Below are 23151 nucleotides of genomic sequence, written 5' to 3'. Positions count from 1 at the left end.
TCAGCGCCCTCGCAGGTAGGAGGCCAGCAGACCCAGCAAGCCCAAGGACATCAGCGTAGCCACCACCAACCCCACGGGGAACCGCTCTTCCAGCGGCACGCTTTCCTGGGGGAAGGTGATGCTGGCCAGGGTAGGTGCCGGGGTAAAGGTGGGCAGACGGGTGGGCGGCGGCGCCAGTTGGAATTGGGCCGCCAGCGTGGGGTCCGGCGTGGGGGTGTCCGGCACGGGGGTTGGGGGGATTTCCAGGATGGGCAGTTCGCCCTGGATCAGACGGGTGTAAGGAGAAAAGACCCAGCCCGTTCCATCGGGCGCTCCGGGGTACACCACTTTGATCCAGTCGCCGCCGGGCGAGCGCCCCAGCGCAGGCACTTCCTGGCCCACCACCAGGATCCCCACCAGGGGAAAGGCCGTCCCCGGCCCGGAGCGGACATGGATTTGCAACTCGCCCCCACCGACGATTTTCACCAGCGCGCCCACGGGAGTGCCCGTCAGGGTGGGGATGGGGGTTTCCTGGGCCAGCGGATGGGCGGTGGCGCTGGGTAGTGCCAGCCACGCGGCGGCCAAAAGGCTGACGAACAGCCCTATCCCTGGCAAAATGTGGCGTCTCATGCGAGGCTCCTCGGTGTTTCCGTGATCGGGGACGGCCCGGTTGTCCTTCCTCCGGCCTTCAGCCGGCAGGCCGGGCAAGACGCCGTACCCCATGGAGTTTTGTGACGAATCGGATTATAATCCATTCTGTCATGGAGACGCGATTCTATCACGGCCAGTTCACGCCTCAGGACCTGGCCCAGGCGCTCGTGGGGTATTTCCACGGGCACAGGGATTGGCAGGTGCAGCAAATCGGCGAGGGTGAGTATATCGTGGTGCAAATTGCCACCCGGCAGCGACCCAGCCGCGGTGGACGGACGGCCCTGAGCGTGTCGTTGCAACAGGTGACCGATGGGGTGGCGGTCCAGATGGGGCAACAGGAGTGGCAGGGGCTGGCCGCCGATTTGGGGTTGACCGCTCTGCTGGTCCTCCGGAATCCCTGGAGCCTGCTCGGTCGTCTGGATGATCTGGCCCAGGATGTGGCGCTGCTCTCCCTGGCCGACCAGGTGTGGGAGGTGCTGGACGTCGCGGTGAAAGCCTGGGGTGGGGGGATGCGGCTCAGTGAGCGTCTGCGCCGGGTGGTGTGTGCCTACTGCGGCACGGCCAACGAGGTGGGCAAAGGCCGCTGTGTGGCCTGCGGTGCCCCTTTGGGTACTGTGCAGCCACGCACCTGTCCCCACTGTGGCTTTGTCGTGCAGGCCGAAGAGACTGTCTGCCCAAATTGTGGCCAGAAGTTGACCTGAACCGTCGCTGGGGGCGAGGGAAACCGAAGTGCCAGAGGAGAAAAGGATGCGTCGTTGGTGGTTTGTGTTCCTCGGGCTGGCCCTGGTTGTGGGGGGGCTGGGAGTGCGCCGTTCCCCCGTCCGTGCCGAGGGAGAAGGCCCCCTTCGGGTGCTCGAAGAAAGCACCGAGAATCGCTTTCCCGATGCGTTGATCTTTCGCCTGCGTGCCGAAGATGACGCCGTGCCCATTGTCGCTATCCGGCTGTACTATCACCTGTTGGGCGATCCGTCTGTCACGCGGGTGGAGCCTGAGTTTACCCCTGGCCGGCAGGTAACCGCGACCTACACTTGGGATACTTCGCAGATCACCGTGCCGCCCAGTGCGCCCGTGGAATACTACTGGGTGCTCCAGGACCAGGCCGGCAATCGCTGGGAAACGCCGAAACGGGTGGTCCGGTACGACGACCAGCGCTTTGCCTGGCAGGAACGGGCCGATGACCGGGTCGTGGTGCGCTGGTATCAGGGCGACGCCGCCTTCGGGGAGTTCGTCTATCAGACCGCACGGCAGGCCCTGGATCGGATGGAGCAGCAGACCGGACGCACCCTGGAGTTTCCGGTGTATGTGTTGCTTTATGCCAGCAAGGAGGATTTCGCTTCCTGGCAGACCTTTGTGGATGTCTGGGTCGGCGGGCTGGCTTTCCCTGCCCTGGGCGTGACCGTGGAAATCATTCCCCCGGACAGTTCCCAGGAGTGGATCCGGCGGGTCATCCCGCACGAAATCGCCCATCTGTTCTTTTACCAGGCCATCCATGCCAACCTGGCCGATTGGCCCCGCTGGCTTGACGAAGGCTTTGCGCAATTCTACGAATTTGGCGATCAGCGCGCCGCCTTGGCGCAGGTGGCTCAGGCCGCCCGGCAGGGGCGTCTTATCCCCCTCCAGGCCCTGAGCGGCGACTTTGGCCGTGACCCCGAACAGGTGCGCCTGGCCTATGCCGAAGCCCTGAGCGCCGTGGTCTACATCCACGAGACCTGGGGCGATCAGGCGTTCCAGGCTCTGGTCGAGGCCTTCCGCCGGGGTCGGACCACCCGCCAGGCCTTTGAAGAGGCTTTGGGGGTTTCCTGGGAGGCCTTTGTCGCCGGATGGCTGACCTGGATGGGCGTTCCTGCCACCCCGGCGCCTTCCCCCACGCCGACCCAGGGCTATGTGTTCCCTACGCCGTATTCCTGGAACACCTCCCCGCCGCCTTCACCGACGCCCACAACGCCCTCCGGCCCCCAGCAGAGGCCGACGCCTGCCCCCACCCCAACGGAAACTGCTGTGCCTCCATCAGGCTCCTGGCCCCTGCGTTGCCTGCCTTCCCTCGGGTTCACGCTGCTCCCCGGAGCCCTGGTCATCGGGATCTCACGTGTGCGCCGCCGGGCCCGCAGGTAAGGTCCCCCCGGAGGATGGACATGCCCCTGACCGTGTTCCCCGCTCAGGCCCCGCTCTGGGGCACCCTCACCCTGCCCGGCGACAAATCCCTTTCGCACCGGGCGGCCCTGTTCGCCGCCCTGGCCGAGGGGGAAAGCCGGGTGGAGAATTTTCTCTTGGCCGGCGTGACCCGCCCGCTGTTGGATGCGCTCACCGCTCTGGGGGTGGTGTGGCGCTGGGAAGGCTCCACCCTGACGGTGGTGGGCCGGGGGTTGGGTGGCCTGCGGGCGCCGGAGGTTCCTCTGAATTGCGGCAACTCGGCCACCACCATGCGTTTGTTGGCCGGGGTGCTGGCCGCCGCCGGGCTACCGGCGGTGTTGGACGGTTCGCCGGGCCTGCGCCGCCGGCCCATGCGCCGCGTGACCGAACCGCTGCGCCATATGGGCGTCCCTATTGAGGATACCGACGGCCATGCGCCGCTTCGCCTGGCCGCCCGCCCGGAGGGGGAGCCCCTGCGCGCCATCACTTACGCTTTGCCGGTGGCTTCGGCGCAGGTGAAAACGGCTCTGTTGCTGGCTGCTTTGGCCGCTCGGGGACGCACCCTCTTGCGGGAGCCCGGCCCTTCCCGCGACCACACCGAGCGTCTTCTGGCCGCCATGGGGGCGCCGTTGCACCGCCCGGACCGGTACACGGTGGCGCTCGAAGGCCCCCTGCACGCATCGCTGCGTCCCTTGCGCCTGACCTTGCCCGGCGACATCTCTTCAGCGGCGTTCTTGCTGGTCGCGGCGTTGCTGGTGCCCGGTTCCCGGGTGCGCCTGCGGGGTGTGTTGCTCAACCCCACCCGCACCGGCTTGCTGGACGCCCTGCAGGCCATGGGGGCCAGGGTGAAGACCATGCCTGTCGGTGAGGTGTACGGTGAACCTGTGGGCGACCTGGAGGTACACTACACCTCCACGCTTCACGGCATCACCGTGGCGGGGGATCTGGTGGTGCGCATGATCGACGAATTCCCGGCTTTTGCCGTGCTGGCTGCGGCGGCTCAGGGCGACACCATCGTCCAGGATGCGGGGGAACTGCGCCATAAGGAAAGCGATCGCATCAGCGCCCTGGTCATCCAACTGCGGGCGCTGGGGGTGGCGGCCGAAGAGCGTCCCGATGGCTTTGTCATTCACGGCAGCCGCCATTGGCGGGGTGGCAAGGTGGACGCCCATGGCGACCATCGCCTGGCTATGAGCCTAGCCGTGGCCGGGTTGGCCGCGCGGGAACCCGTGACCGTGCACGGCGCCGAAAGCGTGGCCGAATCTTTCCCCACCTTCGTCGAGGCGTTACGCTCCTTGGGGGCGACCCTGAAAGAGGATTGATCGGACCATGAAACCCCGGCGAGGTGACGCGTGCCGCGCGCCTTGCCCCCAGCGATCGAGACAGGCTCATGTGGAAGGTTGAGACCCATTGTCATACCAGCGCTTCGCCCGACGGCCTGAACACCCCAGCCGAGATCGTGGCCGCCGCCCGTCGGCAGGGCCTGGACAAACTGATCATCACCGACCATAACACCATCGTCGGGGCGTTGCAGGCCCACGAACTGGCGCCGGATTTGGTCATCGTGGGCGAAGAGGTGCTCACCCGGGAGGGCGAAATCCTGGCCTTCTTCGTGACCGAGGAGGTGCCCGCCGGCCTTCCGGCCCGTGTGGCCATCGCCCGCCTACGGGAGCAGGGAGCCGTGCTCAGCATAGCCCATCCCTTCGACCGGCTGCGCCAGGGCCATTGGCCCTTGGCGGCTTTGCTGGATCTGTTGCCCCTGGTGGACGCGGTGGAGGTGTTCAACGCACGGGCGATGTGGCCGGGGGCCAACCGTCTGGCGCAACGGTTTGCACAAAAGCATGCTCTCCCCGGCACGGCGGGCTCCGATGCCCACGCGGCCCTGGAGGTGGGGCGAGCGGTCACCCTCCTCCCTCCTTTTGCCAACGCAGAGGAGATGAGGGCGGCCCTCCGTCGGGCGCAATGGCAGGGACGTCCCTCGGGGTGGTGGGTGCATCTGTTGTCCCGTTACGCCAAACTGCGCCGGCGATAGCGTGCCCCACCCCGGGCTTTCCCGGTAGTGCTGTTCGGCAATTTCCTGTATAATGAGGTGTAGCCAAGAACCGTTCTTATCCGTCCCTTTCCAGTAGGAGGAGGTGTGCCATGAATTTTGCCCGCTCGTTTTCCTATGTGTTCGAAGACAAGGAGTGGGTGACCAAACTGTTGATCGCCGCCGTGGTCTTTCTGATTCCCATCATCGGCCACTTGATCGTGTTGGGGTGGGCCCTGGAAATCACCCGGAGAGTGATTCAGGGCGAGGAACCCGTGCTGGCCGGCTGGTCGGATTTTGGGGGACATGTGGTGCGTGGTCTCAAGGCCTTTGTCGTTGGCTTGGTGTACGCCTTGCCGTTGCTCATCCTGGGCTTCTGTAATGCCTTGTTTTCCATGGTGGCCAATCCCGAGGTGGTGGGGGCCGATACCGCCCAGGCGCTGGGCGCCCTGGCGTCCATGGTCGCCATCATCGTGTCTTGCTTCAACATCATTTATGGGCTTTTCATGGGCCTGGTGCTCCCCGCGGCCTACGCCCAGATGGTGGCCACAGGGGAGTTGGGTGCGGCCTTTCGCTTTGGTGAAGTGTTTGGGTTGGTCAAGGCTAACCAGGGCACCTATTTCCTGGTGTTGGTCGGTACTATCCTGGCATACATCATCGCCGGCTTGGGCATAATTGCCTGTGTGGTGGGGGTGCTTTTTACCGCGGCTTACGCCAATGCAGTGATTGGTCACCTTTACGGGCAGGCTTATCGGGCGGCCCAAGGCAGTGTGGCGGCCCCTGCTGTCTGATCCCCTCGCTTTGTTCAGCGGCTTTGGAGCAACGGCGGGCTTTTCTGCCCGACCGTTGCTTTTTTGTTCCATTACCCCCTGATGCTATAATAAGGCGCTCACACATCCTGGAGAATACAGGTAGGCATTGATGGTCATCTATTTGGTGCATTACAGCAGTGAGATTGGGCTCAAGGGGAAGAACCGCCGCGATTTTATCGACCAGTTACGGCGCAACATCCGCCGCCAACTGAAGGTGCACCAGGTGGAACACTTGATGGGCCGCCTGGTGGTGGAGGACGAGCGGCCTGATCTGGACTTCGGCAAGGTGTTTGGCGTGGCTTGGTGGGCCAAGGCTGTAGCGGTGCCGCCGGACATTGAAGCCATCAAGGCCGAGGCGGTGCGCCAGGCCCTTGCCCATCCCCTAGCAGGAGGAAAGCCCACCTTTGCCGTGCGGGCCAACCGCGCGGACAAGACCTTTCTCCTCAATTCCATGCAAATCGAGCGAGAGGTGGGGGCCGCGGTAGTGGTGGCCACCGGGTGGAAGGTCAATCTCCGGCGGCCGGACCTCACCATCCAGGTGGAGGTGGCCCCTGGGCGCGTGTTTGTTTTCGGCCAGAAGCAGCCCGGTCATCAGGGCCTGCCCGTGGGCACCGCCGGGCGTGCCGTGGGGCTGTTTTCGGGGGGCATCGATTCGGTGATGGCGGCCTGGCTGATGGCCCGCCGGGGGGCGGAGGTGGCTCTGGTGCACTTCCACGCCTTCGTCAAAGGCGAGCAGGCTCATCGGGAAAAGGTCGGGCGGCTGGCGGAACGGTTGGGGGAGTACATCCCCGGGCTGAAGGTGTACTATGTGCCCTATTACCTGTTCCAGATCGCCACGGCCGGGCTGAAGCGCCGCACCCAGCGCTACGAGTTGGTCGTCTTTCGGCGCTTCATGGCCCGCGCGGCCGAGCGCATCGCCCGGCAGATGAACGCTCAGGTGATCTTCACCGGCGATAGCTTGGGGCAGGTGGCCTCCCAAACCCTGGGGAATATGGTGATGGTGGACCGGGCGGTGGACCTTCCCGTCTTTCGCCCCCTGGTGGCCTGGAACAAACAGGAAATCATCGACCTGGGCGAACGCCTGGGCTTTTACGAAATCGCCAAGCAGCCCTACAAGGATTGTTGCTCGATCATTTCCACCCATCCCGCCACGCGCCCCAACCCCGAGGCCATCGCCCAGATGGAAGCCGAATTGGGCGTTGAGGCGCTGCTCACCCAGACGCTGGAAGAGACGGAAGTTTTCGCGTATTAGACCAAAGCAAGGGGTACCCTGAAGCCTGATGCGTCCAGGACGTCCCCTTTTCGCTCACTCCCTGATCATGTCCTCCACCTCATCCAGTCGGAGGCTGATGACCCGCGAGACCGAATCCTCGCCCATGGTCACGCCGTAGATCACCTCGGCCGCCTGGATGGTGTTGCGATTGTGGGTGATGATCACGAACTGCGTGTGCTCGCTGAGGTCTTCCAGCAGTTCCCGGAACCGGCCCACATTGGCTTCGTCCAGCATGGCGTCCACCTCGTCTAACACGCAGAAGGGGGTTGGCGAAGCGCGCAGCAAAGCGAAAATCAGGGCGACCGCTGTCAGGCTGCGTTCCCCGCCGGAAAGCATCGCCAGGGCCTGGGTGCGTTTCCCTGGCAGGCGCACCATCACATCCACGCCGGATTGGTGGATGTCTTCGGGGTGGGTGAGCACCAGGGAAGCGGTGCCGCCCCCGAAAAGTTGGGTGAAGATGTGCTTGAATTCGCCGTTGACCTGCTCGAAGGTGCGGCGAAAGGCCTGTTCCATCAGGTCGTCCAACTCGGCGATGACTTGCCGCAGATCGGCTTCGGCCTTTTGCAGGTCGGTCAACTGTTGGGTGAGGAAAGTGTGGCGTTGTTGCACTTCTTCGTATTCGGTCTGGGCTTCGGGGTTGATAGGACCTAAGCGGCGCAACCGGGCCCGCAGTTGGCGAATCTGCTCTTCCAGGTCGGCGGGGATACTTTCGACCACAGGGAGTTGCTCCACCAGGCCCTCGATGGGCAGCGGTTGCGGGCCGGCAATGTCTTCCTCGTAGGCCAACATGACCAGACCCAGGTCTTCTTCGATGCGGCGACGCAGGTTTTCCAGCGCTTCCTGTTGGCGGGTGAGGGCCAGTTGGGCTTGGGTGTGATGCTTTTCCGCAATGCGGTAGGCGTGGGCGGCCTGGGCTTCCTCGGCTTCCCACTGGGTCAGGGCCTCTTCCAGGCGCTTTTGCTCGCTTTCGGCGGGGGGCAGTTGGCGATGGATCGCCTCTACCCGCTCATCGAAGGTGCGGAGGGCTTCCTGAGCGCGGAGGATGTCGGCCTGGCGTTGCGCGATGGTTTCCTCCAGGGTTTCCCGCTGTTGGGCCAGCGTTGCCAGCCGTTGCCGCAGACGGGTGAGGGCCTGCGTTTCGCTTTGCAGGCGACTGCGGCGGTGGGCCAGTGCCTGCTCGGCCACGGCCACCTGGGTGCGCCAGTGGTTCACCTGTTCGTGGAGTTCGTCCAGGTTTAGGGCAGCCAGGGTGCGTTGGGCTTCCTGGAGGGCCTGCCGGGTAACCTGCAGGCGCTCTTCCGCCTGACGGGCCTGTTGCTCGAGGGCTTCCCTTTTCTCCTGGACGCGGTTCAGGCTGGCGCGGAGGTCCTCCAGGCGCTTTTGGTGGAGGGCTTTTTGTTGTTCCAGGCGCTCGTGGGCCAATTGGGCCTCCTGCAGGGCCTCGCGGGCCGCGTTTTGCTGGCTTTGGGCCTGGGCGTGGGCCTGTTGTTGGGCCTCTTGCAGGGCCTGCTGAGCCTGGCGCAGGCGCCGGGTGGCCTGGGAGACGGCCTCTTGCTGTGCTGCCGCCTCGCGCGCCAGTTGTTCCAGGCGGGCCTGCAGCCTGCGACGCTCCCGCGTGCGGCGCAGCACCCCTTGCGCCCCGGGTTTCCCGGCCAGCACCGCTCCGGTGGCCAGGAAGACCTCGCCCTGCAGGGTGACTATCAGGGCATCGGGAGGCAGGGCTTTCACTAAGCGGCGGGCGGTCTCCCAATGGCGCACGACCAGGGCGCGCCCCAGGACCAGGGTAACGGCCTCGCGCAGGGCGGGGGGCGCTTCCACCAGTTGCGACGCGACGCCTACGCAGTCGGGGTCGTCTGGGGCGGTCAGGGGCTGGGGCGGGCGCAAGGCGTCCAGGGGCAACAGGGCAGCGCGACCGGGGGCTTCGCTCAGCGCGCGCAAGGCGTCTTCGGGGTCGCCTTCCCAGAGCACGGCCTCGGCGAAGCGATCCAGCGCGGCAGCGATGGCTGTCTCGAATTCGGCAGGCACGGTGAGGTGAGGCCCCAGAGGGCTGCCTTTCCCGCGGGTTTTCCCCCGGCGCACGGCTTCCAGCAGCCAGCGTGTGCCCTCGGCGTAGCCGCTGAGGGCCTGCTCGGCCTGGTCCAGCACCTCCAGCCGGGCTTGCCTCTGTTCTTTCTCGGCGGCCAGGGCGTCGAGGGCCTGCCGGGCCTCGCGGAGGGCCTGCTCGGCCGCCTGTACTTCCTTCTGGCGGGCTTCCACGGCCTGTTGGGCCTGCGCCAATGCCTGGGCAGCGGCCTGCGCCGCCTGTTGGGCCTGCGCCAACTGCTGGCGGGTGCGTCGCTGCTGCTCGGTCAATTGCGCCAGCAGGTCCTCGGTGCGGCTCAGGTCCTCGGCCAGCCGTTGCGCTTCGCCTTGCAGGGCGTCTTGCTGGGCGGCGAGGCCCGTCCGACGCCGCTCCAGCCGCTCCAGGGATTGGCGGGCCGTGTGGAGTTCTTCCTGCCAGCGTCGGCGCTCCTCCCGTCGGTCCTGAAGGGCGGTCTGGGCCTCTTGCAGCGCGTGACGTGCCTCGGCCAGCTGCTTTTCGTGGGCTTCCATTTCGGCCTGGGCCTGCGCCACGTGCTCCTCCTGCAGCCGGATTTCCTCGGTCAGCCGGTCGCTTTCCAGGTGCAGGTCGCGCTGCTGGGCCTGCGCCGTGCGCAACCGTTCCTGGGCCACGGCTAGGGCCTTGCTCTGCTCCTCGCGTTGGGCGTGCAGCGCCGCCAGTTCACGATGCCAGGCGCTGATTTGCTGCCGCAGAGCCTCCAGCCGCTGGCGCTCCTGGCGCACTTTGGCGCGCCATTGCTGGGCTTTTTGCCGGGCCTCTTCCAGCCGCCGGGCCTGGGCCTCGGCCCAGTGGCGGGCGTCCAGCAATTGCTTTTGCGTCCGATGCCAGTGGTAACCGTACCAGTCGCGCAGCATCAGGCGCAGGTCGGCCTGCACCTGTTCGTATTCCCGGGCCCGCTGGGCCTGCCGCGAGAGACTGCGCAACCGGGGGTCCAGTTCGGCCAGGATGTCCAGCACCCGATCCAAGTTGCGGCGGGTGGTCTCTAAGCGGCGCAGGGTCTCTTCGCGCCGGGAGCGGTAAAGGCCTACCCCAGCGGCCTCCTCGAGCATGGCCCGGCGCTCCACGGCGCTCAGGCTGAGCGAGGCGTCCACCACCCCCTGGGCGATGAAGGTGTAGGTGCGGTCGGCCAGCCCGGCGCGGGCCAGCAACTCGTTCACATTGCGCAGCCGCACCCGCTGCCCGTTGAGCAGGTACTCGTTTTCGCCGTCGCGGTAGGCCCGGCGGGTGAGGGAGACCTCGCTGAAATCCACGGGGAGCCAACCGTCGCTGTTGTCGAAGAGCACGGTCACCTGGGCCATTCCGGCACGGGGGCGATGTTCCGACCCGGCGAAGATCATGTCCTCGGTGCGCCGGGCGCGCAGGGCCGAGTAGGCCTGCTCGCCCAGCACCCAGCGCAGGGCGTCAGCAATGTTGGATTTGCCCGATCCGTTGGGGCCGACGATGGCCGTGATGCGTTCGCCGAATTCGAACCGGGTGCGGTTGGCGAAGGTTTTGTATCCCTGAAGTTCGAGGGATTTCAGGCGCAAAGGCAACGGGACCTCCTCAATGAGTGCGCTGATTTTGGCGGCTTTGCCGCCAAAATCAGCGCGCGTTTTTTCAAGCCAGCCCCAGTTTGCGCAGGGCATCCGCTGCGGCGGATTTGCTGGCCTCCCGCTTGGAAGGGCCTTTTCCCCGCCCGTAGGGTTGACCCTCGATGCGGACCTCGATGTCGAATTCGCGGGCATGGTCCGGGCCGCGCACCTCCAGGATGTGGTAGGTAGGCGCGCGGTAGCCCTGGGCCTGGGCCCATTCCTGCAGGCGGCTCTTGGGGTCCTCGTCCAGGCGGGCTTCCAGAATGCGCTCCATGGCTGGTTCGAGCAAAGGCAGGAGGAAGCGACGCACGGCTTCGATGCCCTGATCCAGGTAGAGGGCCCCTACCAGGGCCTCAAAGGCCGCCGAAAGGGTGGTGGGGCGGTTGCGCCCGCCGTTGGCCTCTTCGCCGTGGCCCAGGAGCAGCGCCCGATGCAGCTCGATTTGGTGGGCGAAGGCCGCCAGTTGGTCGCGGCACACCAAGGCCGCCCGCAATCGCGTCAGGTCGCCTTCGGGCATTTCGGGGAAGTGGTGGTACAGCCATTCGCCCACCAGAAAGTCGAGCACCGCGTCGCCCAGAAATTCCAGGCGCTCGTTGTCTTCCAGGGCTTCGGGATGCTCGTTGAGGTAGGAGCGGTGGGTCAAGGCCCGCACGAGCAGGCGTGGATCCTTGAAGGTCAATCCCAGGCGGCGGGCAAAGTCATAGGGTGTTTCCCCCTGGCGTTGGGGTGAGAGCATAGCGCGACCTCCCTGAGGAACTCAGGGAGCACCAGCGACCCAACGGAGTGGGGTGGGGCGCTGGGGCTCCATGGGTTCAGGATGCGGGTGAGGGCCCTGGGACAGGGGACGGCCCCAGGGCCCGAACAGCGGCAATTATACTCGATGGGGCCTACTCATAGCGCCGCACCACGATCACGGCGTTGTGGCCGCCGAAGCCAAAGGCGTTGTTCAGGGCCACCCGAACCGGCACCTCGCGCGGTTCGTTGGGTACATAGTCCAGGTCGCATTCTGGGTCGGGGGTCTCGTAGTTGATGGTGGGCGGCACCACACCCTCCTGGATGGCCTGAACGCAGAAAATGGTCTCCAGGCCGCCGGTGGCGCCCATCATATGGCCGGTCATGGATTTGGTGGAGGAGATGGGCACGCGGTAGGCGTGCTCGCCCAGGGCGCGCTTGATGGCCTTGGTTTCGATGGCGTCGTTGAGTTGGGTTCCCGTGCCGTGGGCGCTGATGTGGTCCACGGCCTCCGGCGGCTCGCCGGCCGAGGCCAGGGCGTCGCGGATGGCGCGCATGGCGCCGTCGCCTTCGGGGTGCGGGGAGGTGATGTGGTAGGCGTCGGCCGTGGCGGCGTAACCGGCCAGTTCGGCCAGGATTTCGGCCCCGCGGGCCTTTGCGTGGCTTTCGCGCTCGATGACCAGCACCCCGGCCCCCTCGCCCATGACCAGCCCGTCGCGGTTCTTGTCGAAGGGGCGGGGGGTGTGCTGGTAATCCTCGTTGCGTCGTGACATGGCCCCGGTGCGGTCGAAGGCCACCACGCCCGATTGCGTGATGGTGGCTTCGGTGCCGCCGGCGACGGCTACATCGATCACGCCGGCTTTGATGAGATACCAGGCGATCCCCAGACTATCGATGCCCGTGGCGCAGGCGGAATCGATGGACAGCGCGGGCCCCTGGAAGCCATAGCGCATGGCGGTAAGCCCGGCCGCGCCGTTGGGCATGAGCATGGGGATCACCATGGGGCTGACCCGCCGCGGCCCGGTGGTGATCATGGTTCGGATGTTGGCCTCAATGGCTTCCAGCCCGCCGATGGCCGAAGAGACCAGCACACCGATGCGCTCCGGATTCAGCCGGTCGGCGTCCAGCCCGGCCTGGGCGATGGCCTCACGGGCGGCGGCCAGGGCGAACAACTGGTTGCGGCTCATCCGGCGGGCGTCTTTGCGCGAGAGGCCAAAGGCTTCAGGGTCAAAGGCTTTGACTTCGGCGGCGATGCGCACCGGGATGTCGCTGGCGTCGAACAGGGTGATGGGCCCCACGCCGGAAACGCCGGCGAGGATATTTTCCCAGGTTTCCTGGACCGAATGGCCCACCGGATTGACGGTCCCCATGCCGGTGATGACGATGCGTTCGTGAGTCATAAAGGCTCTCTCCGTGAGGTGGGGGGTGTTTCAGGAGGCTTTGAGGCCGTGGCCGGTGAGGATGAGCACGATGGGCTCCGGCGCCCAGGAGGCGATCTGGGCTAAGGCGTCCCACACGATGGCCGAGGTGGGCTCCACATAGAAGCCCCGGTGGGCCAGTTCCTCACGGCCCTGGCAAATGGCCTCCTCTTCCACAGCGACGAAAGCGCCGGGGGTCCGGCTCAGGAAATCCATCAAGGCGTCGCCCCACACCGGTCGCAGGATGCGCACGCCCTCGGCCAGGGTTTCGCCTTCGGTGACCCAGGCCAGGGCCTCGCGGCCGCCGCGGGCCAGGGCGTAGAGGGGCGCGCAGGCCAGCGCCTGAACACCGACCAGCAGGGGTATCTTGGGCCACACCCCGGCGCGCACCAGGGCCTCGGCGCCGCGGGCGATGCCCAGGAGCAGGCTGCCCTGGCCCACCGGCGCGACGATGGTACCCGGCGGCGTGTCCATCTGCTCGGCCAGTTCCCAGGCGATGGTGGCAAAGCCGTCCAGGCCGAAGGGTAGATGGGCGTGGCTGGCATACACGGCGCCGGCCTGGGCGGCCTGGCGCACGGCCTCGGCCGCCCGCGAGCGTGGCCCTTCCACGGGGATCACTTCGGCGCCATAAGCCGCCATTTGCGCGCGTTTGGGGCCCGAAGCATAAGCCGGAACGAAGACTCGGGCGTGGATGCCCGCCCGGGCTGCATAAGCGGCAAAAGAGGCCCCGGCGTTGCCCGAGGAATCCTCCAAGGCCTCGTTGACGCCCCAGTCTTTGAGGAGCGCTACCAGGGGAGCGGTGCCCCGGTCCTTGTGCGACCCGGTGGGGTTGAGGTACTCCAGTTTCAGCGCCACCTGCCGGTCAAAGCCCTGGGTCCACATCAGGGGCGTGTTGCCCTCGCCCAGGGAAACCGGTTTGATGTCGGCCGCCCAACCCCAAAGGGGGGCGAACCGCCACAGGCCGGGCTGCCGGGTGTCGATGGCCCCTGGGTCGTAGCGCAGGGGCAGGGCGCGGTCGAACACGCCTCCGCAGCGGGGACAACGGTAGGGCAACGCCTCCTCAGGGTAGGGTTCGCCGCAGTTGCTGCATTTCCAGGGTAGCATGGTCCTCCTCAGTCACCGCGTTGGGGGTGATAGTGCCCCTCGACCCAGGTTTCGCCGTCGGGTCCGACTTCCTTTTTCCAGACGGGAACGATTTCTTTCAGTCGGTTGATGCCGTAGCGGGCGGCCTCAAAGACGCCGGTGTTGCGGTGCGGGGCGGCGCAGGCCACGAAGGTGGTCGGCGTTCCAGGGGGCAGGACGCCGATACGCTGCACCAAAGCGATGCCCTCCACCTCGGGCCAGCGGGCGCGGATTTCCCCGGCGATTTGCCGCATCTTGGCCTCGGCCATGGGGCGGTAAGCTTCGTATTCCAGGCGCACCGTTTCGTGCGGCTTGCCCCGGCGGGTGATGGCGCGCACCACGCCGGTGAAGGACACCACGGCCCCGGTGGTCGGGCGCACGATGCGGGCGATGAGGGCGTCGGTATCCAGTTCGCCTCCTAGTACCAGGCACACGGTAGGCGGTTCTTCTTCCTCCGCCTCGCTTCCCCCGGCGATGGGGTGGAACAAACCCACCTGAGCGCCGTCGGGCAACACTTCCTCGTCTTCGGCCGTGTGTTCCCCAATGGAGACCACGATGCCGTCGAGGGAAAGTTTGAGGTCTGGCCAGCGTTCCAATAGCAGGCGCTTGAGGTCGCCCACCGTGCTGCCTTTGGGGAGTTCCAGCGTCAGGCGACTGTGGCCGGTAATGGCGCGCAAGGCGGCGAAGAAAATGACGGTAATCCGGATTGTATCCTGCGTCGTCTCCTCGTCGCTGCCGCCGCTGACCGGCGGGAACAGGGCCACTTCGCCGCCTTCTTCGGGCAGCGTATCTTCGTCAAAAGCGTAAGCGTAGTTGAAGGCCACGATGGTGTTGTCAAGATGAGGCGCCAGATTGGGAAAGCGTTGCACCAGGGCCTGCTTCAGGTCGGCCACGGTGGCCGGGGAGGGCAGTTCGATCTCGGTGGCTTTGGTGCCGCTGGCTTCACGCAGCGTGGCGAAAAACAGAAGGCGATAAAGAGGCATAGGCTTTACCTCGGGGCTGGAAAGATTGAGGCAGGGTGGCAGGGTTATTCGTTGACCACATCGCCGCTCAGACCGCCGCTCTTGCGCACCAGGCGGATGTTGGTGATGCGCATAGTCTTCTCCACGGCCTTCGCCATGTCGTAAACGGTGAGGGCGGCCACACTGACGGCGGTCAGGGCTTCCATCTCCACACCGGTTTTCCCTACCGTGCGGGCCGTGGCGGTGATCTCCACGCCGGGGAGGTCGTCACGCAGGGCGATCTCCACGGTCACCTGGGTGAGCGGCAGCGGATGGCACAGGGGGATGAGGTCGCTGGTGCGCTTGGCGGCCATCACCCCGGCGATTTCGGCCACGGTGAGCACATCGCCTTTTTTCAGCGCACCCTGGCGGATGAGGGCCAGGGTTTCGAGGCGCATGTGGACCTCGCCCTTAGCCACCGCCGCGCGCTCGGTGTCGGGCTTGTAGCCTACATCCACCATCCGGGCCCGACCTTTTTCGTCCAGATGGGTGAGTTGATGGTGCGTTTTGGGACTCATAGGCCTATTATAGCCGAAACGAGGGGGAAAGCGGGGTAAAATGAACCCTGGGCGACCCGAAGGGAGTGGAGGCGGCATGGATGGACGACGCGCACGGATGGCCCGGGGCTGGTGGCGGCTTGTATGGGCGGTGGTGTTGGGGATCGCGGCGGGGTGTGTGACCCGCGCTGCGCCCACAGCCGCACCCACTGCGGCGCCCACGGTCTCTTGGGCCGCGCCCTCGCCTACCCGACTATGGACGGCCAGGGCGTCGGTGGCGGCTTCACCAACGCCCTGGCCTGGCCCGGTTGCTTCGCCGTTCCCCCAGCCGTCGCCCAAGGTGGCCTTCACTCCCACCGTGACGCCGGAGCCGGTCTTTTTCTTGGGCGAGTGCACGGCGGCGTCCACCGACCTCTGTTTGCGGGGTTGGGCCTGGGTGGACCGCGGTGGCGACCGCGTGTTGCGCTATGTCTTCTTTCACGCCCGCTACCCCGCTGCGCTCAAGGTGCGCATCAACGGGATGCAGTTGGCCTGCGCGCCCTTGCCGGAGCGCCAGCAAGAGAAAGCCGTGGTATGCTATGGCAAACCTTTGGGCAGCCTGCGCGGCGTGGTGCGCTTAGCCTTTGCCTACTTTTTGCCCGATGGTCGGGTGTTGGAGGGGACGGTGCCCGAAGAGGTACGCCCACTGTTGCGTTATATTTTCCCGGTGTGGTTCCCGCCCACGCCGACCCCGGAGGAGTGACCTGTGAGGGGCAAACTGTGGTGGCCTGGGGTGATGTTCGTGATTGTGCTGACTACACTGGCCTTCCCTGGCGCGGGGGGTGCGGCCCAGGGCTCCGTCACGCCAACCCCGCTTCCCAAAGCCGTGGATGTCACGGGATTCTGTCACGCCCCGGCGCAGATGACCTTTTTGGTGCTGGGCGTTTCGCCCACCTTCCGTTTTGGCATGGGGGACGCCATCCGCCTGGTGCGAGTGGATTTTGCCCACCTGCGCCTGGTGGTGGTGCCCTTGCCCCGCGATCTCTATGTGGACCTGCCTTGGGATAGCGCCTATCCCAGCCCCATCAAACTCACCTCGGCCTACTTCCTGGGGACGCCCCTGATGAGCGGCGGGGGGGCCCTGAGTGGGGGTGTGCGTCTGATGGCAGACACCGTCGCCTACAATTTCAAGGTGCCTGTGGACCGATATGTGGCCGTGGATTTACGGGGCTTCCGGGCCTTCGTCAACGCCATCAACGCCATCGGCGGCATCCCGGTGGATATCCCCTATGCCATTCATGATCGGGCCTCCGGCGCCCACTTTGAGCCGGGACATTACCTTCTGGACGGCCGCCAGGCCCTGGCCCTGGCTCGGGCGCGGATGGATCGTCCGGGTTTCGTTCGGGCCGAACGGCAGGGGTGGGTGATTCAGGGGATTCTGCGCAGTCTGGCCGATCCGGAGACCTTCACGCAATTGCCCCAGATTGTGGCAACGCTGCGCTCCGCCGTGCTTACCGACATCCCCGCGGAGGATGTGGCCCGGTTGTTGTGCTTCTACGGAGCCTTTGTGGCCGCGGGCCGGACCCCGGAGGTCCTTCCCGTACCCACGGATTTGGTTCGGCCCACTATGGATTGGGTTTTCATCGGGCGGGAGCCTCATGTGGCTTCCGTGGTAGTGTGGGACGATGCCTATGTAGATTGGATTCGGCAGGCCCTGGAGGGCCCTGGTTCCCCCTAATCTCAACGGAGGAGGAGACGGATGTTAGTGACCCATGCGATGTTGGTCACCTGGGACGAGGAGCGGCGGTTGTTGCCCGACCACGCTTTGCTTGTGCGGGATGGGATCATTACCGATTTGGGGCCCAGTGCCGAGATGGAGGCCCGTTACCCCGCAGAGGAACGGCTAGATGCCCGCGGCCAGTGGGTGATGCCGGGGCAAATCTGTGCGCACACGCATTTTTACGGCGCTTTTGCCCGGGGGATGGCCATTCCCGGCCCGGCGCCGAAGGATTTCCCCGAGATCCTGCAGCGCCTGTGGTGGCCCCTGGACCAGGCGTTGGACGAGGAGGCTGTGCGCCTCTCGGCGGAGGTGATGCTGGTGGACGCCATCCGCAACGGCGTGACCACGCTTTTCGATCATCACGCCTCGCCCAACGCGCTGGAAGGCTCGCTGGATGTGATCGCCGAGGTGGTGCAACGGGCTGGCGTACGGGCGGTGCTGGCCTATGAGGTCACCGACCGCTACGGCAAAGCCAAAGCCCGGACGGCCATTGAGGAAAATCGCCGCTTCGCCGAGCGTGTGCGCCGCGACCCCGCCTATGGTACGCCTCAGCAGCGTCTGGCGGCCACCTTTGGCCTGCACGCCAGCCTGACGTTGGACGAGGACACCCTGGCCGCGGCCCGCGAGGCCTGCCCGCCCGAGGTAGGTTTCCACATTCACCTGGCGGAGCATCCGGCCGACGAGGACGACAGCCTCCGGCGCACCGGGGAGCGGGCGGCCGACCGCCTGAGCCGCCATGGCATCCTTGGCGAGGGCACCATCGTGGCCCATGGCGTGCACATCGACGCCCGCGAAATGCTTCACCTGGCCGAGACGGGCACCTGGCTGAGCCACCAGCCTCGCTCGAACATGAACAACGCCGTGGGCGCGGCCCGCGTGGAAGAGATGTTGCGCCTGGGCGTCAGGGTGGTGCTGGGCACCGATGGGTTCCCCCACGCCATGTGGGAAGAGATGCGTTTTGCGTACCTGTTGCCTAAACTGGCCGCTGGCGATCCCCGGCGCATGGACGGTAACACCGTGATGCGCATCGCCGTGGAGAACAATCGGGCGCTGGCCGAGCGATATTTCCCCGGAGTTTCGTTGGGCCGGCTCACCAGGGGCGCCGCGGCCGATTTGATCTTCGTGGACTGGCATCCCCACACGCCGGTCACCCCTGAGAACCTGCCCTGGCACCTCCTCTTTGGTGCCTACGAGCGGCAGATCACGACCACCATCGTCGCCGGCCGGGTGTTGATGCGCGACGGGGCCTTGCTCACCCTGGACGAGGAAGCCATCGCCGCCCGCGCCCGCGAAAAGGCCCCCCAGGTGTGGGAGGCCTATCGCCCTTTCGTGCCTCATTGAAAGATGCGAGAGAGGGGATGGTGGTATAATCCCTCCGTCCTGCGCCTCGCGCAGGCGATGCTTATTGGGAGGCTTCATTGATGGAAAAATATCGACGCTGGCTGATCCCGATCTTGCTCCTCACCGCTTTTTCGGCCTGGATTGTGTGGCCGAACAACCCGGGAATCCACATTCACTGGGGAAACATCAACTACGACCGTCCGCTGGACTTCCACCTCGGCCTGGACCTGCGTGGAGGCGTTCAGGCGCTTTTGGAAGCGGATATGCCTTGTGACCAGGTGGACCCCGAGGCAATGACCACCGCCCGCGTCATCGTGGAGAAGCGCGTCAACGCCTTGGGCGTGTCCGAGGCGGTGGTGCAACTGGCGGAAAACTGCCGCATCGTGGTCGAAATCCCGGGCGAAACGGACCCCGAACGGGCGCTGAGCACCATCCGCAAGACGGGCGTGTTGGAGTTCGTGGCGTTGGGGAAGGAATACCTGCCCCCGGGAACAGTGGTCCAGACCGACCTGGGTGGGACGGCGACCCCGGCCACTCCCACGCCTACGGCGCCCCCCCAGGCCACGCTGACCGGCGAAGCCACGGCCCTGCCCTCGCCTACGCCTCAGCCCAAGGTGTATCACACGGTGATGACCGGTGCGGCGCTGAAAAGCGTGACCGTGCAGGCGGATCAGGTGGGAAAGGGCTATCAGATCGCCTTTGTGCTCACCGACGAAGGGGCCAAGATTTTCGGCGACTTCACCAGCAAGCATGTGGGCGAGTATCTGGGTATCGCCCTGGATAAGACCATCATCTCCGCGCCCGTGGTCCGTGAGCCCATCACCGATGGTCGCGGCGTGATCAGCGGTAACTTCACCTACGAGTCGGCCAACGATCTGGCCATCCAACTGCGGTACGGCTCCCTGCCCATCCCGCTGAAGGTGGCCGAGAGCCGCACCATTGGCCCCACCCTGGGTGAGGACTCCCTGCAGCGCTCTTTGGTCGCCGGGTTGATCGGCCTGGGGATCGTGTTGCTGTTCATGGCCCTCTACTACCGCTTGCCGGGCCTGGTGGCCGACATCGCGTTGATCACCTACGCCTTGTTCTCCCTGGCTCTGTTCAAGTGGATCCCGGTGACCCTGACGCTGCCGGGGATCGCCGCGTTCATCTTGAGTATCGGCATGGCCGTGGATGCGAACATCCTCATTTTTGAGCGCATGAAGGAAGAGTTGCGCGCCGGCCATGCGCTGATCAACGCCATTGATTTGGGCTGGCATCGAGCCTGGCCGTCCATTCGGGATGCCAACATCTCCACCCTGATCACCACGGCCATTTTGTACTGGTTCGGCAACGCCTATGGCGCCAGCCTGGTGAAAGGCTTCGCCTTCACCCTGGCGCTGGGTGTGGGGGTCTCCCTGTTCACCGCCATTACGGTGACCCGCGTCTATCTCCACACCTTGCTGGATCGCATCAAGTTTGCCGAGCACCCCAAGTGGTTCGGTATCTAACGCGGAGGCCCAAATGAATATCGTCGGCAAACGTTACTGGTTCCTGCTGCTTTCGTTCCTGGTCATCATTCCGGGGATGCTGGCTCTGGCCCTCTGGGGCCTGCCGTTGGCTATTGACTTCACGGGCGGCAGTCTGCTGGAGGTTCGTTTCGCCCACCAGGCGCCTCAGCCAGCCGAGGTCATTGCCCTCTACACCGACCTGGGCATCGGCGACCCGGTGGTGCAAACCTCGGTGGACAACTCGGTCATCGTGCGCTCCAAGCCCATCGACGAAGCCAAGGCCAATCAGGTGGTGGCCGAGATGGAGAAGCGCTTCAACGACCAGGTGGAGGTGCGCCGGTTCATCCATGTTGGCCCCTCGGTGGGGAAAGAGGTGGCCACCCGTGCTGCCGGGGCCGTGGCGCTCTCGGCCCTGGCCATTTTGCTCTACCTGACCTACGCCTTCCGGGGGGTGCCCAACGCCTTCCGCTACGGCGTGGCCGCCATTCTGGCCATGTTGCACGATGTGGCGGTCACCCTGGGGGTGGAGGCCATGTTGGGGCACTTCCTGGGCTGGGAGGCCGATGCCATGTTCCTCACCGCTCTGCTCACCGTCATTGGCTTCTCTGTGCACGACTCCATCGTGGTCTTCGACCGCATTCGGGAAAACTCCCGCATTTACCGGGGGCTGGAATATGAAACCCTGGTCAACCACTCCATCGTCCAGACCCTGGACCGCTCGATCAACACCCAGTTGACGGTGATGCTTACCCTGCTGGCCCTGGCCCTCTTCGGTGGCGTGACCATCCGCCATTTCGTGATCATCCTTCTGGTGGGTATCTTCAGCGGTACCTACTCCTCCATTCTTAACGCGGCGCCCATCCTGGTCATCTGGGAGAACCGCGAATGGCGTACCTGGTTCCGGCGTAAGCCGGGCGAAGCCGCTGCATGACCTTCCACGGCCCGGCCCTTGCCGGGCCGTGGCTTTTGGAGCGACGCCATGCTGATCTTTCTCTACGGCCCGCCGGGGGTGGGCAAAAGCACAGTGGGACGTCATCTGGCCGCCCGGCTCGAATGGCCTTTGGTGGATGTGGATCGCGCCATTGAGGCGCGGGCGGGGATGCCCATCCCGGCTATTTTTCAGCGCCAGGGGGAAAAGGGCTTCCGCGCCCTGGAGGCCCAAACCCTGCAGGACCTCGTCGAAGCCTATGCCGGAACCCCAGGGGCGGTGCTGGCCCTGGGAGGGGGTGCCCTGCTCCACGCCCCCTCGCGGCGTTTGGTGGAGGCCCACGGCCCGGTGGTGCTGCTGCAAGCCTCTCCAGAGACGCTGGCGCAGCGGGTGAAGGCCCAGCGTGGCGGGCGTCCCCTGTTGCCTGGGGAGGATGAGGGGGCATTGCGCCGCCTGTTGGCCGCACGGGCGGCCCATTACGCCTCCTTTGCGCGCCGGGTGACGGTGGACACACTGAACCCCGCCGAGGTGGCCTGGCAGGCACAAATCCAGGCCGGCATCTTTCGACAGAAGATGCGCGAACAGCCTTCCGAGGTGCTGGTGCGCGTCGGGGGGCTGACTCAGGTGGGCCGGGAACTGGCCGCCCGCTTCCCTGAGCGGCCCGCCGTGGCCCTGGTCACCGATGAGCAGGTTGCCGCCCTGTATGCTGATCCTGTGGCCGATGCCCTGCGCCGCGCCGGGTTTGCCGTCCATCTCCTGACCTTGCCCCCTGGCGAAAGCACCAAGTCCCTGGCCACCCTTACGCAAGTGTGGGATTTTTTGTTAGAGCGTGGCCTGGACCGCCACAGTCTGGTCGTGGCCCTGGGCGGCGGCGTGGTGGGGGACCTGACGGGGTTCGCCGCGGCCACGTTCATGCGTGGCATCCCCTGGGTGAACCTGSCCACTTCGCTCCTGGCCATGGTGGACGCCTCGGTGGGCGGCAAGACGGCGATTGACCTGCCCCAGGGGAAGAACCTGGTGGGCGCCTTTCATCCCCCGCGCCTGGTGTTGGTGGACCCCACGGCCCTGGAGACCTTGCCGGACGCGGAGTGGCGGAGTGGGCTGGCCGAGGTGGTCAAGCACGCCGTCATCGGCGATCCTGCGCTTTGGGCCTTGTTGGCGCAGGGGATGGCGGCGGTGCAGGAACGGCGTGAAGAAGTGGTGCGGCGGGCCCTGGCCGTCAAGGTGCGGATTGTGACCGAAGACCCCTTTGAGCGGGGCATCCGTGCCGTCCTGAACGCGGGGCACACCGTGGGCCATGCCCTGGAGGCTGCGGCAGGCTATGGGTTGCGGCATGGCGAAGCCGTGTCCATCGGGTTGGTGATCGAGGCGCGTCTGGCCGAGCAATTGGGTCTGGCCGCGCCAGGCTGGGCCGACCGTTTGCAGGCCGTGTTGGCCGGGCTGGGCCTGCCTACCGCAGTGCCCCAGGGGCTGGATCGGGACCAGGTGATCGCTTTTCTATCCCGCGACAAAAAGCGTCGGGCTGGCGAGGTGCGCTTTGCCTTACCTTGCGGCGTGGGGGAGGTTCGCTGGGGGCAGCGAGTTTCCGCAGATGTCCTGGCTGAGGCGGCCTTATCCTGACCGTATATCGTCGCTCAGATTTTATCATCACATCACGGCTCAGGAGAAGAACATCATGCACGCTTCTGCTTTGGCCCGTTGGGTTTCCGTGTTCTTTGACAGTTCCATGCTCTCCGTGTAGGTCTTTCCCCTGATTGGGTGGAAGGCCGGCGGATGGCGTGGCGTGGGCTGGGCTGTATTGACCTTTCTCATCCTCACCGGGTTGCCCATGCTGTATTGTGCTGGTGCTGCTCCTGTGGGGTGGGGCGCCTCGGCTGGTTTGGGCGTTGGCCTTGGTCTATGTGGCGCTGGGAGTCACCATGTTCACCATTTCCAGCTTCTGGAAAACCAGCCTGCACATGGTCAGCGTGAGCGGGTTTGCCATCCTGCTGGTCTATGCCTTTGGACGGGGGACTGCCGTGATGTATCTGGCCTTGCCCCTGGTGGCCTGGGCGCGTCTGTATCGCAAAAAGCATACCATGGCCAGTTGGCCGCCAGCGCGTTGGCCGGATTGGGCATCACCTGGGCGGTGTTGGGGTGGTTGCATCCGTGAGATATGCCGCCTGAGACGCTGCATCTCTCCCTGGACAAGCGGTAACCATCGCCCAAAAAAGCCGAAGCGGGCCACTTGGCCCGCTTCGTTGGCTCCTCGGGCAGGACTCGAACCTGCAACCTAGCGGTTAACAGCCGCCCGCTCTGCCGATTGAGCTACCGAGGAACG

Annotated in this window: 19 protein-coding genes and 1 tRNA gene; 12 read left to right on the top strand and 8 right to left on the bottom strand. The window is 65.7% G+C overall.

Going from position 1 to position 23151, the window contains the following annotated elements; genetic code table 11:
- Window positions 1–609, bottom strand: coding sequence for an SH3 domain-containing protein (locus G4O04_01715; GenBank protein ID HEY57256.1), 609 nt, complete (start codon window positions 607–609; stop codon window positions 1–3).
- A gap of 131 nt (window positions 610–740) precedes the next feature.
- Here G4O04_01715 and G4O04_01710 point away from each other — a divergent pair, with 131 nt between their 5' ends.
- From G4O04_01710 to thiI, 6 genes are all read left to right on the top strand, one after another.
- Complete coding sequence (locus tag G4O04_01710; protein ID HEY57255.1) at window positions 741–1331, top strand: zinc ribbon domain-containing protein; 591 nt, start codon at window positions 741–743, stop codon at window positions 1329–1331.
- Window positions 1332–1377: 46 nt separating this feature from the next.
- Window positions 1378–2742, top strand: coding sequence for a hypothetical protein (locus G4O04_01705; protein ID HEY57254.1), 1365 nt, complete (start codon window positions 1378–1380; stop codon window positions 2740–2742).
- 14 nt (window positions 2743–2756) lie between these two features.
- Entirely contained in the window at window positions 2757–4082 is a 1326-nt protein-coding gene (aroA, locus tag G4O04_01700) for a 3-phosphoshikimate 1-carboxyvinyltransferase (protein HEY57253.1), read from the top strand.
- 68 nt (window positions 4083–4150) lie between these two features.
- Window positions 4151–4792 carry a PHP domain-containing protein gene (locus tag G4O04_01695; GenBank protein ID HEY57252.1) on the top strand — a complete coding sequence of 214 codons (642 nt, stop codon included), beginning with the start codon at window positions 4151–4153 and terminating at the stop codon, window positions 4790–4792.
- Between the two features lie 110 nt (window positions 4793–4902).
- The gene (locus G4O04_01690; GenBank protein HEY57251.1) at window positions 4903–5580 is read left to right on the top strand and encodes a DUF4013 domain-containing protein; all 678 of its coding nucleotides are present in this window, start codon (window positions 4903–4905) and stop codon (window positions 5578–5580) included.
- A 130-nt stretch (window positions 5581–5710) separates the two neighbouring features.
- Window positions 5711–6853 carry a tRNA 4-thiouridine(8) synthase ThiI gene (gene thiI / locus G4O04_01685; GenBank protein ID HEY57250.1) on the top strand — a complete coding sequence of 381 codons (1143 nt, stop codon included), beginning with the start codon at window positions 5711–5713 and terminating at the stop codon, window positions 6851–6853.
- 54 nt (window positions 6854–6907) lie between these two features.
- On the opposite strand, the gene smc is transcribed toward thiI, so the two are convergent.
- The 6 genes from smc to moaC form a co-directional block, all read right to left on the bottom strand.
- A complete protein-coding gene (smc, locus tag G4O04_01680; GenBank protein HEY57249.1) occupies window positions 6908–10507 on the bottom strand; it encodes a chromosome segregation protein SMC in 3600 nt (1199 codons plus the stop codon).
- Window positions 10508–10571: 64 nt separating this feature from the next.
- Window positions 10572–11282 carry a ribonuclease III gene (rnc, locus tag G4O04_01675; GenBank protein HEY57248.1) on the bottom strand — a complete coding sequence of 237 codons (711 nt, stop codon included), beginning with the start codon at window positions 11280–11282 and terminating at the stop codon, window positions 10572–10574.
- A gap of 151 nt (window positions 11283–11433) precedes the next feature.
- Window positions 11434–12678, bottom strand: a complete 1245-nt coding sequence (gene fabF / locus G4O04_01670; GenBank protein HEY57247.1) for a beta-ketoacyl-ACP synthase II — start codon at window positions 12676–12678, stop codon at window positions 11434–11436.
- Between the two features lie 30 nt (window positions 12679–12708).
- On the bottom strand, window positions 12709–13800 hold the full coding sequence (locus tag G4O04_01665) for a pyridoxal-phosphate dependent enzyme (GenBank protein ID HEY57246.1): 1092 nt from the start codon (window positions 13798–13800) through the stop codon (window positions 12709–12711).
- Window positions 13801–13808: 8 nt separating this feature from the next.
- Window positions 13809–14801 carry a hypothetical protein gene (locus G4O04_01660; protein HEY57245.1) on the bottom strand — a complete coding sequence of 331 codons (993 nt, stop codon included), beginning with the start codon at window positions 14799–14801 and terminating at the stop codon, window positions 13809–13811.
- Between the two features lie 44 nt (window positions 14802–14845).
- On the bottom strand, window positions 14846–15337 hold the full coding sequence (moaC, locus tag G4O04_01655) for a cyclic pyranopterin monophosphate synthase MoaC (GenBank protein HEY57244.1): 492 nt from the start codon (window positions 15335–15337) through the stop codon (window positions 14846–14848).
- A 76-nt stretch (window positions 15338–15413) separates the two neighbouring features.
- Here moaC and G4O04_01650 point away from each other — a divergent pair, with 76 nt between their 5' ends.
- The 6 genes from G4O04_01650 to aroB all read left to right on the top strand — a co-directional run bounded on the left by G4O04_01650 (window position 15414) and on the right by aroB (window position 22451).
- On the top strand, window positions 15414–16058 hold the full coding sequence (locus G4O04_01650; protein ID HEY57243.1) for a hypothetical protein: 645 nt from the start codon (window positions 15414–15416) through the stop codon (window positions 16056–16058).
- Between the two features lie 3 nt (window positions 16059–16061).
- The gene (locus G4O04_01645) at window positions 16062–17033 is read left to right on the top strand and encodes an LCP family protein (protein ID HEY57242.1); all 972 of its coding nucleotides are present in this window, start codon (window positions 16062–16064) and stop codon (window positions 17031–17033) included.
- A 21-nt stretch (window positions 17034–17054) separates the two neighbouring features.
- Window positions 17055–18416, top strand: coding sequence for a putative aminohydrolase SsnA (gene ssnA, locus G4O04_01640; GenBank protein ID HEY57241.1), 1362 nt, complete (start codon window positions 17055–17057; stop codon window positions 18414–18416).
- Window positions 18417–18496: 80 nt separating this feature from the next.
- Window positions 18497–19903: a protein translocase subunit SecD gene (gene secD / locus G4O04_01635; GenBank protein HEY57240.1), complete on the top strand. Its 1407-nt coding sequence runs from the start codon at window positions 18497–18499 to the stop codon at window positions 19901–19903.
- 13 nt (window positions 19904–19916) lie between these two features.
- Window positions 19917–20834, top strand: coding sequence for a protein translocase subunit SecF (gene secF, locus G4O04_01630; GenBank protein HEY57239.1), 918 nt, complete (start codon window positions 19917–19919; stop codon window positions 20832–20834).
- A gap of 48 nt (window positions 20835–20882) precedes the next feature.
- Window positions 20883–22451, top strand: coding sequence for a 3-dehydroquinate synthase (aroB, locus tag G4O04_01625; GenBank protein ID HEY57238.1), 1569 nt, complete (start codon window positions 20883–20885; stop codon window positions 22449–22451).
- Window positions 22452–23072: 621 nt separating this feature from the next.
- Here aroB and G4O04_01620 read toward each other — a convergent pair.
- Window positions 23073–23148: transfer RNA gene (locus tag G4O04_01620), tRNA-Asn, on the bottom strand.
- Between the last annotated feature and the right edge of the window lie 3 nt (window positions 23149–23151).

The sequence above is a fragment of the Anaerolineae bacterium genome, assembly GCA_011176535.1.
In the GTDB taxonomy this organism is placed as follows: domain Bacteria; phylum Chloroflexota; class Anaerolineae; order Anaerolineales; family DRMV01; genus DUEP01.
Note: the sequence above shows the minus strand (reverse complement) of the source record. Positions and strands in the feature narration are given on the sequence as shown.